This is a genomic window from Symploca atlantica LB2515 (assembly GCF_052546295.1).
This window is the reverse complement of sequence record NZ_JBQWMT010000001.1, coordinates 5785011-5800614: the sequence shown is the minus strand read 5'-3', so window position 1 is coordinate 5800614 and position 15604 is coordinate 5785011. Positions and strand designations below refer to the sequence as shown.

12 protein-coding genes are annotated in these 15604 nt (G+C 42.5%); 8 read left to right on the top strand and 4 right to left on the bottom strand.

Annotated elements, in window-relative coordinates:
- The first annotated feature begins 336 nt into the window (after positions 1-336).
- The gene (locus ACT7WV_RS23975) at positions 337-1254 is read left to right on the top strand and encodes a class I SAM-dependent methyltransferase (protein ID WP_445105279.1); all 918 of its coding nucleotides are present in this window, start codon (positions 337-339) and stop codon (positions 1252-1254) included.
- A gap of 126 nt (positions 1255-1380) precedes the next feature.
- Here the strand turns inward: ACT7WV_RS23975 and def are convergent, their stop codons facing one another.
- Complete coding sequence (def, locus tag ACT7WV_RS23970; RefSeq protein WP_445105278.1) at positions 1381-1908, bottom strand: peptide deformylase; 528 nt, start codon at positions 1906-1908, stop codon at positions 1381-1383.
- Positions 1909-1971: 63 nt separating this feature from the next.
- On the bottom strand, positions 1972-3279 hold the full coding sequence (locus ACT7WV_RS23965) for a MurT ligase domain-containing protein (protein ID WP_463424295.1): 1308 nt from the start codon (positions 3277-3279) through the stop codon (positions 1972-1974).
- A gap of 263 nt (positions 3280-3542) precedes the next feature.
- On the opposite strand from ACT7WV_RS23965, the gene ACT7WV_RS23960 reads away from it, so the two are divergent.
- Positions 3543-4121 carry a thylakoid membrane photosystem I accumulation factor gene (locus tag ACT7WV_RS23960; protein WP_445105727.1) on the top strand — a complete coding sequence of 193 codons (579 nt, stop codon included), beginning with the start codon at positions 3543-3545 and terminating at the stop codon, positions 4119-4121.
- 60 nt (positions 4122-4181) lie between these two features.
- Complete coding sequence (locus ACT7WV_RS23955; RefSeq protein WP_445105276.1) at positions 4182-4790, top strand: hypothetical protein; 609 nt, start codon at positions 4182-4184, stop codon at positions 4788-4790.
- A 27-nt stretch (positions 4791-4817) separates the two neighbouring features.
- On the opposite strand, the gene ACT7WV_RS23950 is transcribed toward ACT7WV_RS23955, so the two are convergent.
- A complete protein-coding gene (locus ACT7WV_RS23950) occupies positions 4818-5534 on the bottom strand; it encodes a hypothetical protein (RefSeq protein ID WP_445105275.1) in 717 nt (238 codons plus the stop codon).
- A gap of 441 nt (positions 5535-5975) precedes the next feature.
- Here ACT7WV_RS23950 and ACT7WV_RS23945 point away from each other — a divergent pair, with 441 nt between their 5' ends.
- The 5 genes from ACT7WV_RS23945 (at position 5976) to fmt (ending at position 15210) form a co-directional block, all read left to right on the top strand.
- Positions 5976-6854 carry an OmpA family protein gene (locus ACT7WV_RS23945; RefSeq protein WP_445105274.1) on the top strand — a complete coding sequence of 293 codons (879 nt, stop codon included), beginning with the start codon at positions 5976-5978 and terminating at the stop codon, positions 6852-6854.
- A 1498-nt stretch (positions 6855-8352) separates the two neighbouring features.
- Positions 8353-8907, top strand: coding sequence for a helix-turn-helix domain-containing protein (locus ACT7WV_RS23940; RefSeq protein WP_445105273.1), 555 nt, complete (start codon positions 8353-8355; stop codon positions 8905-8907).
- A gap of 890 nt (positions 8908-9797) precedes the next feature.
- Positions 9798-11696 carry an integrin alpha gene (locus tag ACT7WV_RS23935; protein ID WP_445105272.1) on the top strand — a complete coding sequence of 633 codons (1899 nt, stop codon included), beginning with the start codon at positions 9798-9800 and terminating at the stop codon, positions 11694-11696.
- A gap of 1337 nt (positions 11697-13033) precedes the next feature.
- Positions 13034-13735 carry a carbohydrate-binding protein gene (locus ACT7WV_RS23930; protein ID WP_445105271.1) on the top strand — a complete coding sequence of 234 codons (702 nt, stop codon included), beginning with the start codon at positions 13034-13036 and terminating at the stop codon, positions 13733-13735.
- 473 nt (positions 13736-14208) lie between these two features.
- Positions 14209-15210, top strand: a complete 1002-nt coding sequence (gene fmt / locus ACT7WV_RS23925; protein ID WP_445105270.1) for a methionyl-tRNA formyltransferase — start codon at positions 14209-14211, stop codon at positions 15208-15210.
- Here fmt and ACT7WV_RS23920 read toward each other — a convergent pair.
- Positions 15207-15578, bottom strand: coding sequence for a DUF6464 family protein (locus ACT7WV_RS23920; protein ID WP_445105269.1), 372 nt, complete (start codon positions 15576-15578; stop codon positions 15207-15209). The two genes, fmt and ACT7WV_RS23920, sit on opposite strands and share 4 nt — an antisense overlap.
- Positions 15579-15604: the final 26 nt, after the last annotated feature.

The following is a 15604-nucleotide window of genomic DNA, read 5'->3' as shown; positions in this document are numbered from 1 at the left end:
AATAAGGCTTGTAGTAAAAATTACCCAGGACTTACCTCCCCTAATAGAATTAGGTCATCCTGAGCGACAGTCAAGCTTTGCCAGATGCCTGAGATGCCTTAGTTTAAAAGCACCTCACTTCGCCAACACTTTCGTTAAATATCACAATTGCGTGCGTAAGTCCTATTACTGACATTCTTGCTTCCTGTAACAGCAACTCTACTTTTTACGAAAAATAGAAAAAGCCATGGTGCTGTAAATCCCTAAGCTAGTTTTCCGGCAGACTTAAATCATAATCAAGGTATCTTAAACATTAAAGTGGGTTATACCTGCTCTGTTGCTCTAGGAACCTTTTTTATGACTACTGTCGTCAACAAATCTCCCAGACTAGCCTCCCGGTTGGTTAATGGATTACTTGCAATCAAGCCCTTGGCTAAGCTTGCCAAACAGCAAGCCCGTAGCATGATGATTAAGCGGGCAGAGCAAATTGGAGTACCTTGGAGCCAAAGGGTGCAGGAACTAGACTCCCTTGACTGGGATACTCGCCTGTCTCAGGTGCAAAATCTTCAGTTACCCTATCCAGACTATTACTTAACATCTTTCCATGCTTACGAAAAGGGCAATCTCAGCTGGGAAGCCGCTTTTGAGGTGGAAGTTGCAGCCAAGGCAGTCCACGCCAAAATTTGGCCTGGCACAAATGCCCAGGGAGATACTAGACTCCGTCAAAGTTACCATAAAGTTATTAAAGAGCAAGTCACTATTGACCCACAAGATATTTTAGACATAGGTTGCAGCGTAGGTTTGAGTACCTTTGCACTACAAGATGCTTATCCTCAGGCAAAAGTGACGGGTCTGGACTTGTCTCCTTACTTTTTGGCGGTGGCACAATACTGTTCTGAGCAAAATCATACTCAGATTAACTGGAAACATGCTGCTGCTGAATCAACAGGGTTGGCGGATGCTTCCTTTGATTTAGTCTCGGCTTTTTTGCTGTTCCATGAACTCCCGCAACAGGCATCAAGGAATATTCTTGATGAAGCGCGGCGCTTACTGCGTCCCGGCGGTTATCTGACCATTATGGAGATGAATCCTCAGTCTGAGATTTATGCTAAGATGCCTCCCTATATTTTGACTTTGCTCAAGAGTACCGAGCCTTACATGGATGAATATTTTACTTGGGATATGGAACAAGCCATAGTAGAAGCTGGTTTCCATTCACCAACTATTACCTTCAATAGTCCCCGTCATCGAACGGTAGTAGCACAAGTCAGATAAATCCTAGGGGAGACCAGGGAGAGGAGGGAGATCAGGGAGACTAGGAGGTTAGGGAAATACTTTTTCCTGATCTTCTTTGCCTTCTCTCTGCCAAATCGCTATTCCCCAAGATCCTTATTACCTGAGTTAGGGGACTATTTGCCGCTGATATTCTTGCTCGGTAATAATATCTTGGGTACTCTCTAGTCGGTCTAAAAACACCAAACCATCAAGATGGTCATATTCATGCTGGAAGATTCTGGCAACGAAATCGGTGAATTCTTGCCGATGCTTTTGGCCATCCCGACTGATATACTCAACCTCAATTGCTCGATATCTAGGCACTAAACCACGAATTCCAGGAACACTAAGACAGCCTTCCCAGCCTTTAACCATATCGGGGGAGTGAGCAATAAGGCGAGGATTAATCATCGCCGTTGGTTCCATCTTCGGTGCATGGGGATACCTCAGATTAGGACGAGAAGCGACAATTAACAAACGGTAGGATTCAGAGACTTGAGGTGCTGCAATACCAACACCGCTAGAGACTTTCGTCGTTGCGATTAGGTTGTCAACTAGTTGCTGGAGGTGCTTATCGAGAAAGTTATCAACTAGTTGGGCTGGCTGGCGCAAAACGGGGTTGCCTAACTGAGCAACTTGTAGTACTTCAGTCATGATTTAGAGTCTGTAAAGATAACAATGGCAATCTATCAGAGGCCTTGATAGTGCTGCCTCCTTTTACAAGATTTTACGGCCAGTCAACAAGCCACGCACTTCCAGCATGGCTGAGTAGGTGGGCAAAATATGTAAGGTTTCATTACTAGGGGTATGTTCTAAAGCCGTGGTAATTGCTTCCTGTAGGTCTTCTTTAATGATTAATTGAAAGTTACTTGCCCGACTAGGCTGACTGTAGTTGAGACGTAATGCCATATCGTAAACGCGATCGCCACTGACAACAATGGTTCCGCCCAGAGTTACTAACTTCTCAGTATCCACGTCCCAAATCCAGGAAACGTCTGTACCGTCAGGGGTTCTATCGTTAAGTACCAGCAGTTTTGTAGAAGCCCCGCCCTTTTTTTGGATGTCAGCAACTGCCCGAATAGTTTCATTCATCCCTACTGGGTTTTTTGATAACAAAATCCGCACATGCTTCCCCCCAACTGTCAATTCCTCAGCTCGTCCAAAGGCGGCGCGGAAGTTTTTGATAGTATCGTAAATTGCCGGGGTGCTAATTCCCATCTCCTGAGCAACTAACCCCGCTGCCAAAGTGTTGTATTTATTGTAAAGACCAATCAAAATCTGAGGCCACTCTTGGCTATTAACTGCTAGCTGACTTTTGTTAAAGCCGCAGTTGGGACAGTGATAGTCCCCTAAATGGGAGAGATAGACTCCCTGATATTCTAGAGAATTACCGCAACTAGGGCAGTAAATCGAGTCTACAGCGTGGGGAATTTCTTCGAGATAGGATTCTGGTTCGCTCAGACCAAAGAATAAGACTTTTTGGGGTAGTTGCTGACCCAGGAGACACAAAGTAGGGTCATCGGCATTCAAAATTACTTTAGTTTCAGTCGGTAATGGGGCAATCGCTTGCTGCCATTTTTGACTAATAGTATCAACTTCACCGTAGCGGTCTAACTGATCCCGAAAAAGATTTAAGCCTAAGATGAACTGAGGCTGACAATCTAGCAACAGCAAGGGGAGTACATTCTCATCTACTTCCAGAATGGCGTAGTCGGCGTCTAGCTGGCCAATCAAATTGGTATTGTCGAGAAGGGTAGTTACCAAGCCGTTAATCAAGTTAGCCCCCGTAGCATTGTGAGCAACTCGCCAGCCTTGATTTTCCAGAATTGTGCTCAGGAGTAGGGAGGTAGTGGTTTTGCCATTGGTGCCAACAACAAGAATTACCCCTTGCTTTACCTGTTGCAACAGCAGGGTTAACACTTCTGGCATGAGACGACGGGCGATTGCCCCAGGCAAGACACTTGCTGCTCCTAAACGCAATAAACGCACCAGAGAGGTCACGGTTTTGGCTGCCCCTAGGGACATGCCGAGGCGCAATTTATTGATAACTGATATGCTCACTTACAAACTCCTGCATTGGCAACATAGCCTTCGGTGCTTTTAGCATCTTTAATGCTTTTTACTGACTCGTCTATTGCTCATCAGCATTTTAATTTAACCTAATTGATTAGCACCTGCTTCAGGAATCAGAAAACCAGGTAGAGTGATCATGGGAGCATAGGGAAATGGGAAAATTCACTGTTTTTTTATTAGCTTTCAGAGGTTACGGTTTAGCATCGATCACAATTATGAGAAATTGTCATACTCGAAGGCGTTTGCTCTCAGTAGGCTTACTGAGCTTGATTGCCGTTTTTGGTTTTTTGTTACTTTTGGGAACACCACCAGCTTTAGCTGGTCTCGATGATGACAGGTTTGATGGCAACATCTTTGCTCTTTATGGTGGTAATGGTTCCCTGGTGCCACCGCGTATAGATTTAGCGGGGACTCTGAAACGGAACAAACCAGCTTTATTGGTGTTCTACATTGAAGATAGCAGCGATTGCAAGAAGTTCGCCCCCACTATCTCACAGCTACAACAGCCTTACGGGCGAGCCGCAGGTTTTATTCCTGTGAATATAGATAGTTTGCCTCCTGAATCCCCTGAGCCGACAGAACCGGGCTATTATTACGAAGGCTTGGTTCCCCAAACCGTAGTCATTGACCAGGAAGGCAAGGTGGTTTTTAACGAAACAGGACAAGTGAGTTACGAACAGGTGGATGATGTTATGCGGAAAGTCTTTGACTTGCTGCCTCGTGCTGAGTCCGTTGAACTCAAACGACGGATGTATAACGAGATTAGTAGTGAACTAAGTTCTGAGGGTTCTTGAGTTATCATTTTCGGCTCTAGGCGTTAACCTGGTTGTAAGTGCAATTCACAAAGTGCGCTGATGTCCAAGGTCTACAGCACAGAGGAGTTAATCAAAATCCTGGCTGATGAGCGTCGCGCCTGCATGAATGGGCAACGCCTCAATCTGGCAACTCCAGTGTCTGGTAATCCTTTGATTGACAGATTCCTGAAGCAGGAAGGCATTCAAAAGTTTAGTGCTTATCGAGGCTTCAAAGCTGCGGTACATGACTACCAGCGACAACACCAAGTTTCCGGCGTAGTCTGGCGAAAACTGACAATCAAAGGACGGACTCTGCACTATCCCAGCGTCCATGAACAACTAGCCGCCCTGGCGAGTGACTTAGAGATTCTCCAAACTGCCAAGACTTCCATCCTTGATTTTTGGTGTGATGTCACGCGGGAGATGGACTTGTACTTGAGTATTAAAAGCGGCAAACAATATCGTCAGATTATGACTCATGAGGTTTCGGCAATGGTCAACCGTACCGAATGGGTAAGTCTATCTCGCCATGGGAATTCCAACTTTTTAGAAATTATCTTGCAGCTAGGTTGGGGAAAGCCAGAGGAGGCTTTTTATAAAAGGGGATGGCCAACATCAGGAAGCGAGTATATTCACGCAGTAAATCCAGGCCAACGTCCAATTTGTTGAATTTGGTTTGTGCAGCATTCTAGCTCTTTACCAACGAGCTTGGGGGCCTGCCCATACTTGATTAACCACTTGACCATAGATAGTCGGCTCTTGTTCCTGGGCGAGGCTAGTTTGACCGTTAAGAGCAACAGCCCACACAGGCCAGTTTTCCTCACCTAATAAGCCAGCCCGAAAGAGTACCATGTCCGGATGAGTCTGGCTCCAACCTAGTAGTACAGCGTTAGTATAATCAATGCGTTCAGGCGCTACAGTGCTAACACTGTTTTGGCGACGATCCCAGATTACTGCGTAATCCGAAGCATCTGAGGAGCTAAACATTCCCTCAAACTGACGGGCCAGGACACGATCGTTTGATGACGACCAAGAAATGGGGATCAAAATCGCGATCGTTCCTGGCAGATCTTCCTCTTCTTCTTTGCTGAGTAAGGGATTGTCCGCCAAAGGAGAAGCAGGCATGATTGTTCGCAAATCTCCTGTTTGCAAATTTTCGACAAACATCACGCTAGAGACGCGGCTGCGATGCAGTTCTAGCTGGGTCTGCATTTGAATACGACTATAGGCTGCATACTTGCCATCTGGAGAAACCAAAGACTGGCTACGATAGTAACGTAGACCGGCACCCTCATTAGCACTAACCTCCGCCTGGGATGATAATACCCAGTTCCAGGGTATAGGATGAGGGCTATCTAGGGGATCAATCTGCACTCCTGATTCATTCATGTCTGGAACCATTTCTTCAGGCACTGCGATGACAAATTGGGAAGGTGGTAACTACAAAGGGCTGGTCAGCATTAACATCTCTACTGCATCGAGCTTGGCAGGCGAGGCCGACGATATTAGGTAGTATAGAGGCTAATAAAAAAAAGTTGCCTGCGAAACCATAGTACTAGATAAGGTATGCTTTTGAACATTAGGAGAGTCAATTTACTAAAGAGAAACTCTTGTTTGAAAGAGTTAGCCCTAATGAGCTACAGTATTTCAGTTGTATGGTAAATGTACAAAGGTAATAAGCCTTCAATTTGCTCTGTTACAAAAGTTTTAATAATAATTTTACGAATTGTGAAGTGCGACTTTCCCGTTTAATGGTAAATTGTACTTTTCAATTAGCGTCCAAATAGCATAAGAGAATTTAGCCCAATCTCTGTATATTCTTTCGTAGCATCTGGATGGTAATCAGAAAAATCAGTGAGCCAATCTTCTAACTCAGCTGCCAAGACTTCGTCTGAGCAATCAACTAGCAGAAGTCCCTGGTTTTTAGTTTTTGTATTCCGACTGCTGCTACTGATTGTCGGTGGCAGTTCAGCGCTGATTTTGGGTATTGTTCTTGCCAACATTTACCCCAATCCTAATCCTCAGAAGCCCCTACTGCCTAAAATTCTGGAGAGTTTGACTCGTCAAACACCAGCGAGCTCTCCTAGCAGTAGCCCTACGCAGGTGTTAAACACTGTACAGGAGCCACTACAACTAACACCATCAGCCCAAGAACAGGCTAAAAACAGACTCAGACAGCTGCAGGAACAACAAGCGGCTTTGAGAGAAAGCATTGAGGCTTTAGAACAACAAATAATCGGCACCAGTAGCCCCAATGAAGCGACAGAAGTACGACTGCAAGCTTTGTCTCGACAACTCCAACTAGAAAATACTTCTGACTCGGATGTGCCAGGGGAGGGAAGTGTACCCAGCCCAGCCAATAGAGACTCGGAAGTTGCCTATCCTACTGACAAATTAAAGGTGACTTTGCCGAGTGACATCTTATTTGAGGAAAACAACAGTGCTTTGCGCTCAGAAGCCAGTTTACTCTTAGACAAAATCGTCACTGATTTACGTAATTATCCAGGAGCAACAATTTATGTTGCCGTTCATACTGATGCACTGGGCGAAGCTCAGCAGAATCGAGAACTCTCTTTTCGGCGTGCTCAAACAGTTGAGCAGTATTTTAAGCGCACCTTAGGCAATCAATATCGCTGGTTAATAGTTGGCTACGGCGAAACTCGCCCCCTCGTATCAGAGAATACCGATGCTAATCAGCAACGCAATCGGCGCGTTGAAATTGCTGTGAATTAGTCTATTGAGATTACTAATTATCTTAAAACTGAGTAGAAAGACTTCAAAAGCCAATAATAAAGACAGCCTTTAATTAGTTTAGAGGTTAGAGGCGAAAGAGCTGTAATGTCACTAAATTTTGACATTACAGCTCTTTTTCTTTTGTCAGGATTCAGGAACTTATTTCTTATTGAGGAGGTAAGGAGAATTAACTGGGAAACGAGGAAAGAGAAGAAAATTCAGTAAGATGGTCATTCTATATTTCCCACAGTTTTACGCTATATCCATGGGCAATTAACTTATTAAATTTTTTGATTAGCTTTGAAATTGTGACTTAAAACACAGCAAATATCCTTGTTTTGATACACACAGATACCTTGTAATTGCTCAAAATGTTAGATACATAGCTGTTGCTATAAAGGTTAGGGCATAAACTAACAATAAAATTCCTACACCAAGAGATTTTTCAGACTGTTCCCTGTAAACCTCACAGTGATGAGCCACGATGCCTATTGTTTATTTCCCGCTATGCTATCAGTTTTTGAAACTTTAACCGAGAAGTGTTGGCTTTTTTCCTAGTTTTTTCACAGCCTTATAATTTTTCTCGATTTATTACCAATTTATTACCTAAAATTTTCACTTTTAAAGTTTAGATTTCACAGTAACAAACATTTTCTCTTATCAATGTACAAAGTAAGCGGGAGAAAGAAATTCGATGGAGCATAAAAATCCAGCTAGATGAGCCGTTATCAGACTATGTAAAAATGCGAAGGGTTCCTTGATACCATAGGTCTAACTCTCTAGATACTATCGCTCATAGATCTTGCGTACATTTTCATTGACTAAAGCGGTAGCATTACCCACTTTCATTTGCCTCATTGTGGTACGGAAAAAACCTGTTAGTAATTTCCTTGAAAGTAAATCACCTGCCTGAGCAGAGATACAATAATTTCTGTCAAATTATGAGGATTGAGCTTCAGCTATTTTTGATTTTCCAGTGCTCGGGAATGAACATTAGTTTCAGAACTGTATAGTGCGTTGCAGTATCTCTGAATAAAAAAAGCATATTGCTAAGTGCAAGTATGGTGTTTGTTTTTAGGTGACTGAATCTTAGTTGAGACATTATTGAGATTAACCCAGACTTTTCTCGATAGCTACTAAGATACGTAAGCAGAATAATTTGGGCAAACATTCAAAAAGTTAGCTGACGTTAAGCTTGACGGCTAGACAACTCATAAATCAAACAACTTTTGCCGGACAAAGTTAGTAGTAACCAAGCTTGATTAATTAGCGAAAGTTCTAGTACTCTCATCTCAACTGATGTAATCTTACCCACTCAGAGTAGTGGCATCTAATGAAGTAATAAAAAGCCATAGTCTTGTTGCCTAGATTGAGTTAGATGCAAATTTTCGTCGGTGTAAGAGATTAATTAGTTGTACCTGTTAAGTCATAGACTGACATCATCAAAGCCAAGAATTTTTCTTAGTAAAAGAAAAAATAAACCAGGAGATAAATAACGATGGCTTCCAATATTAGGAAAGTAGAAAATATTCGGACCTCTTATCTAAGACTAGATTTAGGAAATATGGAAGAACTGCTCAGATTTATTAAAGGAAAACCAGACTCAAGAGAACTCAAACGTGCTCTAGCTGTCAAACTAGTAATTGAAAAATATCCGTATCATCAAATTAGTGCCATACTCAATGTATCAATTGGATTTATCAGTAAGTGGAAAACAGCTTTTGAAGAAAAAGGTATAAGCGGTTTGAAGCTCGCCCATAAAGGAGCTAAAGGCTATCTAAATTTAGAACAAAAATCGGAAGTAATTAGATGGCTCAAAGAAAAAGATTATTGGAATTTGCCAGAATTACAGTCTCGACTGTACGAAAAGTATGGAGTCAGCTTTAAATCAAAACAAAGCTATTACGATTTATTTGCTGAAGCTGGAATAAGTTGGAAGAAATCTCGTAGAAGAAATTCAAAAAGAAGCCATAACGTTGTAACTTTAAAGAGTGTCAATTCTTCTTCAATGAATCGACAATCAAATCAAAAAATGGTAGGCAGATGTAACTAAAAAAACTGGCAAGACTGTAGTTTTTTGTTTAATGAGTGTTACTTCTAGGGAGGTGATAAAAAGCTTTTTGTCCGTTTCTATACAATTTAAAAATAACTTGTGATTGAGATTGATAGAAGTTGTCAAATATATGCTAAAAAATCAAAACATCTTCGATTCTAACTCCAATAATCAAGAAAAGCTGTACTTTCGGAAACGTGAGCTATTTTGCTAGCTAAAATTATTTCGTCTTAAGATGTTAGTCGAGAATTTGTAAGCTCGAAAATATCATCGGTTTTTCACAAATCAAATTGGACATTTATAAACCAAAGAAAAGGTTAATTTTCAAGAATTGACTTTTAAAAACAAATAGTGTTTTATCAATTTAGCTAGGTATGTCAAACCAAGTGAGAAAAGTTAGCTTCAGGAGACTAAGTATTAGGTTGTTGGTTCTAGATCATGTCAAGTATTACATGCCTCAAAAACGCCACTTACATATTTGACAAGTCTTCGTTTTTTAGCACTCTATTAAGCCGCTATATCTTTTCAATCAAGGCAGATTATGTGAGGCACGTAAGGTTTTTTCTTACTAAAGTCATACTTAATCTGCCTTGTGCTTCTAGTCAACCAAAACTGCATTACAGGATTACTCTTCTTAATCTTAAAAAAGAGTATCACCTGCTTAATACAGATCACAGTTGAAAGAATTAGTGAGAAAGAAATTGTCGAAGTAGTATCTGCTTGTCTAGAAATTCCACTTTTGGGCAATCAGTCTCAAACATTCCAACAATTTCTTACTTTGTGGTGTCGACTCAGCTTGATAGACTTTAACTTTTCTCTACTTTGTGGCAAAGAAACTATAGCACCGACACTGCAATATGTGTCTTTTTACACATCTATGAGAATTTACCATGGCGAACGCACATTTCGATCTCTCTGAACTAGACGGTAAAAACGGCTTTGTTATTCAGGGCATTAATCTAGCCGACTTGTCTGGTTACTCTGTCAACACTGCTGGGGACTTCAACGGCGACGGCTACGACGATGTGATTGTCGGAGCTCCCTATGGAAATGGCAAAAGCCTTGACACGGGTGAAAGCTATGTAGTGTTAGGCGGTTATCGTTTTGCTCCTACCCTGAGTCTCTCAGAACTAGATAACAAAGGTTTTTTAATCGAGGGCATTGATTTAGCTGATCTTTCTGGTTTCTCTGTTAGCAGTGCTGGAGACTTTAACGGTGATGGCTATGATGACATAATGATCGGCGCACCTTTTGCCGATCCTGGAGGCTTTACCCGCCCGGATGCTGGCGAAAGCTACGTAGTCTTTGGTGGTTCTGAGCTGCCAGCCTTAGACTCTAGTAGTGGTTTAGTCATCGATGGTGTTAAGGTTGCCGACTTATCCGGCTACTCCGTCAGTTCGATGAGTGCTGGCGGTGACTTTAACGGCGATGGTTTGGATGACGTGATTATCGGTGCTATGGGTGGCGGTAGTGCTGCTCAAGGCGAGAGTTATGTCGTCTTTGGTCGCAGTAGTAATGGTAATGGTACTGTCGATAGTGCAGATGCTAACTCTGAAGATGGTCTACTGATCAAAGGTATTGATGTAGCCGATCTTTCTGGCTACTCTGTTAGCTTTGCCGGGGACTTCAATAGTGATGGCTACGACGATGTAATTATAGGTGCTCCCTTAGGCGATGGTAACAGCCCTGATTCAGGTGAAAGCTACTTATTATTTGGTCGCCCAGGGGGCGGCGTACTTGATCTTAAAGAACTTACATCCGAAGATGGCATAGTTATCAAAGGGGTCGATCTAGGGGATCAGTCGGGCTTTTCTGTGAGCAGTGCCGGAGACGTTGATGGTGACGGTTACGATGATGTAATTATCGGCGCACCTTTTGCCGACGGCGGTAGTCCAGATTCGGGCGAGAGCTATATACTTTTTGGCGGCAAGAAAGACAATATTGATCTCAAAGAACTTACACCTCAAGATGGGATAGTCATTAAAGGAATCGGCGTTGCTGATCTTTCTGGCTTCTCCGTAAGTGGTGCGGGAGACGTTAATGGTGATGGCTACGATGACGTGATTATTGGCGCACCCTTTGCCGACAGCAGCAACCCCGATGCAGGTGCGAGCTATGTAGTTTTCGGTGGTAAGCAATTAAAAGACATCAATCTCGACGAACTTGATGGCAAAAATGGCTTTGTTATCAAGGGCATTGATGTTGGCGACAGATTAGGTCACTCCGTAAGTGGTGCGGGAGACGTCAATAAAGATGGCTACGACGACCTGATCATTGGAGCTCCTTTCGCCGACGGCGGTAGCCCAGACTCAGGTGAAAGCTATGTGATCTTCGGAGGACTGGATCTGGGCAATGATGGTACTGCCAAACCTGAAACCAATCCCAAATCTATCCTGATCGAAGCCGAAGATTTGAACTTAGTAAGTTACGAGGTAGAGTCAAGAGCTCGAGTTGCTTCAGAAGGAAAAGTAATTAGTCTTTTAGAAGGAGGTAGTTCTGGGACAGCTTCCACTCAATTCAGTGGCCCTACAGGTACTTACGATCTAGTCGTCGGCTATTACGATGAGGCAGATGGAGAAGCACAACTGGAAATCTTTACCGATGGCGCATTAATAGATAGTTGGTTGCTGGACAACAGTCCAGGCGGTGCTATTCCAACCACCCAAAACTTTATGGAACACAGTATCAGTGGACTGTCTCTTACTGAAGGGCAAGATATCACGATTCTGGGTATTGCTAATGAGCAAGAGTTTGCCAGAGTTGACTATATCAAGTTTGTTAGTGTGTAAAAGCTCCGCTTAGAAATAACTCAAGAGCAAGGCTACCAATTGATTCTTTTTAGTGGGTACAGCTGGCTATAAATGGGTATGCCATACTCTTGAAGCTGGCAAAATCTAAGTTCCTAGACTCTTGATAGAGCTGCGGGAATAAGTTTAGCATCCATCTCCCGATCACACTACTTGGCTGGCTGGTTGCTTGCTACAGGAAAACCACTAAAATTGTGGCAAAACATACCAAAGCCAGCCATCAAAACTTATCTAATTTCCCATTGTGAATCGGACTGTAAGCTCAGAAAAAATCATTTGAAATTTTAATATTTCTCATTAACTAGTAATTTTTTTGGAATAACAACTACTAAAAGATGACTCTCTTTCTACAGTTTTAAAAAGTCTTAAGCTTTGCGGTGACTTATTTCCAGATGTTTAAACATACTCCTTATTTTTACCAAAAACCACCCCATACCTTAACTTTCTACAATTACGATCTACTTTTTTAGATATATTAAATTAATCTTAAATATTAAAAATTTTAGTTAAAAAAATTCTTGGCGAGTGGCAGGTTAACCAAGAAAATCTGGGGTGAAAATGACCGATTATCTCTGATAAAAAAAATATCATTAATCAACAGCAGCTTTAAACATTTAATGCTCAAAATTTTCTCCAATTTTTTATTTTCACTTCTATGCCTAGCTCTAAAATCCTGTTTATTTATTCTGAACAAGAGGTAATTAGACTAGATATTAAATTCTACAGAGTTCTTTAAAAACAGTTATCAGCATTTAAATAAAATAACTTTAAGAATATATTTACAATATTTCATTCCTCTTTTGTAACTGATGAGCAAAATTTTTGCTCCTTTGCATAAATCTTTTCACATAATACTAATTTATCTATTTTTATGATTTTAGGTTAACTCAATTTTTCGGATATTTTGTCATTTTTATTGGGGAGCGTGTTACTATCTAAACAGAGAAAATATTTTCCGCTCTAACCTACTATCAAAGTAAAGCTTTGTCAGACGGTTTTAGGATTTACTAAAAATTATGAATTTTTCAGAGTAAGTGGTACACCCAGGAATAACCACTCAGCTATCAATCTAATCTTTCTATCCACAGGTGAGAAAACTGCCTGCAAAGGAGGTGCAACCCAAATGTGGGCAGCCGTTGGTCTGTCTGGAAATAATGAGCCAGTTGACAACTAGTGAGCATTGTTTCGGGTGCGGCGTCCCCAGGCAATCGGCTAAAAAACCGACGCAATTCGCCACTTTGTGATGAGTAGTTTTGCCGCGCAGCAACTAACTCTCATTCAGTCACAGCTTCTTACCAAACCTTATAGGGGAATCTATCATGGCAGATTCATTTGCCGATCTCTTGAAAGCTAGTAACAACATGATTAATAGCGGCCCAATCCGTGTCGAAGCGGAACAGATGACTCTCAATAATTACCGCATTGAGTCAGCAGACTCTGCTTCCGGAGGACAATTGATTGGTCTACTGGAGACACCAAGTAATACTGGTACGGCTTCAACTGTATTTACTGGTGCTTCAGGAAGCTACGATATTATTATTGGCTACTACGATGAAAATGACGGAAAAGCTTCACTGGAGTTACTTTCGGATGGTGTCTCGATAGACAATTGGACTCTTAACAAAAACTTAGATAGTTCCGGTCCTAGCTCGAAGAGCTTCACCAAGCATACGATTGACGGACAGTCACTTACTCAAGGGGAAACTATTGCCATTCAGGGTACGGTTAATAAAGAAGAGTATGCCAGAGTAGACTACATAGAATTTGTACCAGTACTGGGTGACTCATCCCAGCCGCTCTCAGAAGTAGATCCCGTAGTTGACTTTGAATTTTCATCGCCTTTCACGATGGGGGCACAGACACCTACTAGCTCTTCGTCATCCAGCCCAGTACAGGACATCATCCCTAGCTTTAACTTATTTGACCCAGGCGGGGGTCTGATCTCAGGTAGTATTCCCTTTGTGGGTCTTCCAGGATCCTCTGACTCTTTTGGTTCCCTTGGCTCCTTACTCCCCTTTTAAAAAATCGGTCAAGCCCTAACTCAAAAGAATAACTAACAGAGTCTTTACTAAAATTGCCTCTGGGTAGAAATACTTCATGAGTTACTACAGAGAAGACACTCAGAGCTGCTATTTGTAGTAGTCGGGGTGGCAAGCATACCTTAATAGCGGCATCTACAAAGTGCCTTAGACTCTGGGCGAATACTCCTACAACTAAAGAAGTTGGAGTATTTGCCCTACTTTGTTGTAAATTCTGGTACTAATGTTTTTTCTTAGCAGGTGTAGATTGACTGTTGGTTAGCAATTTTATAGGCAAAGTGTAGCATATTTGACAAGAAGCTAGATGTTTCCCAGAAACACCTAGTTCTAATTCTTTGCTACCTTTAAGAGCGTGTAGTCTTAGAGCTGTATTCTATTAAGTAAGGAGGTTATTAGTTGTTAAACAAATATTTAAGTAGTGCTGGAATAATTTTCTAGCAAAGGTTAGAACTCAAATGAAGACGGTTTTTTTCGGCACTCCCCAGTTCGCAGTACCTAGCCTAGAGAGATTGTTGAACCATCCTGAGTTTGAAGTTCGGGGCGTTGTCACCCAACCTGACAAGCGTCGAGGACGCGGTAACCAACTGATGCCTTCGCCTATCAAAGCAGTTGCCATGACCAATCAACTACCAGTTTGGCAGCCACGGCGACTCAAAAAAAGCGCTGAAACACTGACACAGCTAAGGCAGGTATCGGCAGATGTTTTTGTTGTCGTTGCTTATGGTCAGATTCTATCTCAAGAAATCCTAGATCTACCGAGCATCGGTTGTGTCAATGTTCATGGCTCACTTTTACCCAAGTATCGGGGTGCCGCCCCAATCCAATGGTGTTTATATAATGGCGAGACAGAAACCGGGATCACAACCATGCTCATGGATGCAGGTATGGATACTGGGGCAATGCTGCTTAAGGCTTCTACTCCCATCCAGCTACTGGATAATGCTCAGCAACTAGCACCAACTCTTGCCCATTTAGGAGCTGATTTGCTAGTAGAAACGCTCCTCAAGCTGGGGAAACAGCAAATTCCACCAGTTCCTCAAGATGATGCTTTGGCTACCTACGCACCACTGATTCAAAAGTCAGATTATGCTTTGGACTGGTCACGCACCAATTTTGAGTTACACAACCAGGTGAGAGGCTTTGCCTCTAACTGTATCGCTTTATTTCGGGATAAACTGCTGAAAATTAGTGCTACAGCACCTCTAGGAGCCACCTACTTTCCCGAACTGCCCCCTGAGTTAAACGCGCTAGAACCGGAATGTTCTGCTCTAGCTGCAAATCCAGGGTGTTCCGGAGAAGTAATGAGCGTAGTCAAGGGCGTTGGGCCGATTATCCAAACTGGCGAGGGACTATTGCTGTTGCAGGAAGTGCAGCTAGCAGGTAAACGCTCTCAGTCTGGCTGGGATTTTGCCAATGGCGTACGTCTAACAGTAGGAGAGGTTTTAGGTAATGGTTAAGTTGTGGGGTCTAGTTCCGAGGCTTCATAGAAGCGGCAAGAACTACAAGGTCCCTCTGGGTTAACAGCACAACGCATCAGTTCAGAGCGAGCATTAAAGCGGCAATTGGCATCGCCAATCACCCAACGTCCTTTAATCAGGCTTCTCTCTGTTGGTTGTTTTGCTGACTGTAGATAAAGGGCAATGGCTTGCAACCGATAGCGTCCCGATTTGAGGCGATAGCGGTGGCGGCGCTCCAAAACTGCGTAGCTTTGACCTTGAAACTCGAGATAGCTACCAGGTTGGGGTGTCCAATCGAGTACTACATTACCAAGGGTTTGACGTGGGTGCGTTAAGATTAGCTCTGCCGGTAGAGAATCTGGCTCCATATTGTCAATGTATTGCTGACTACATT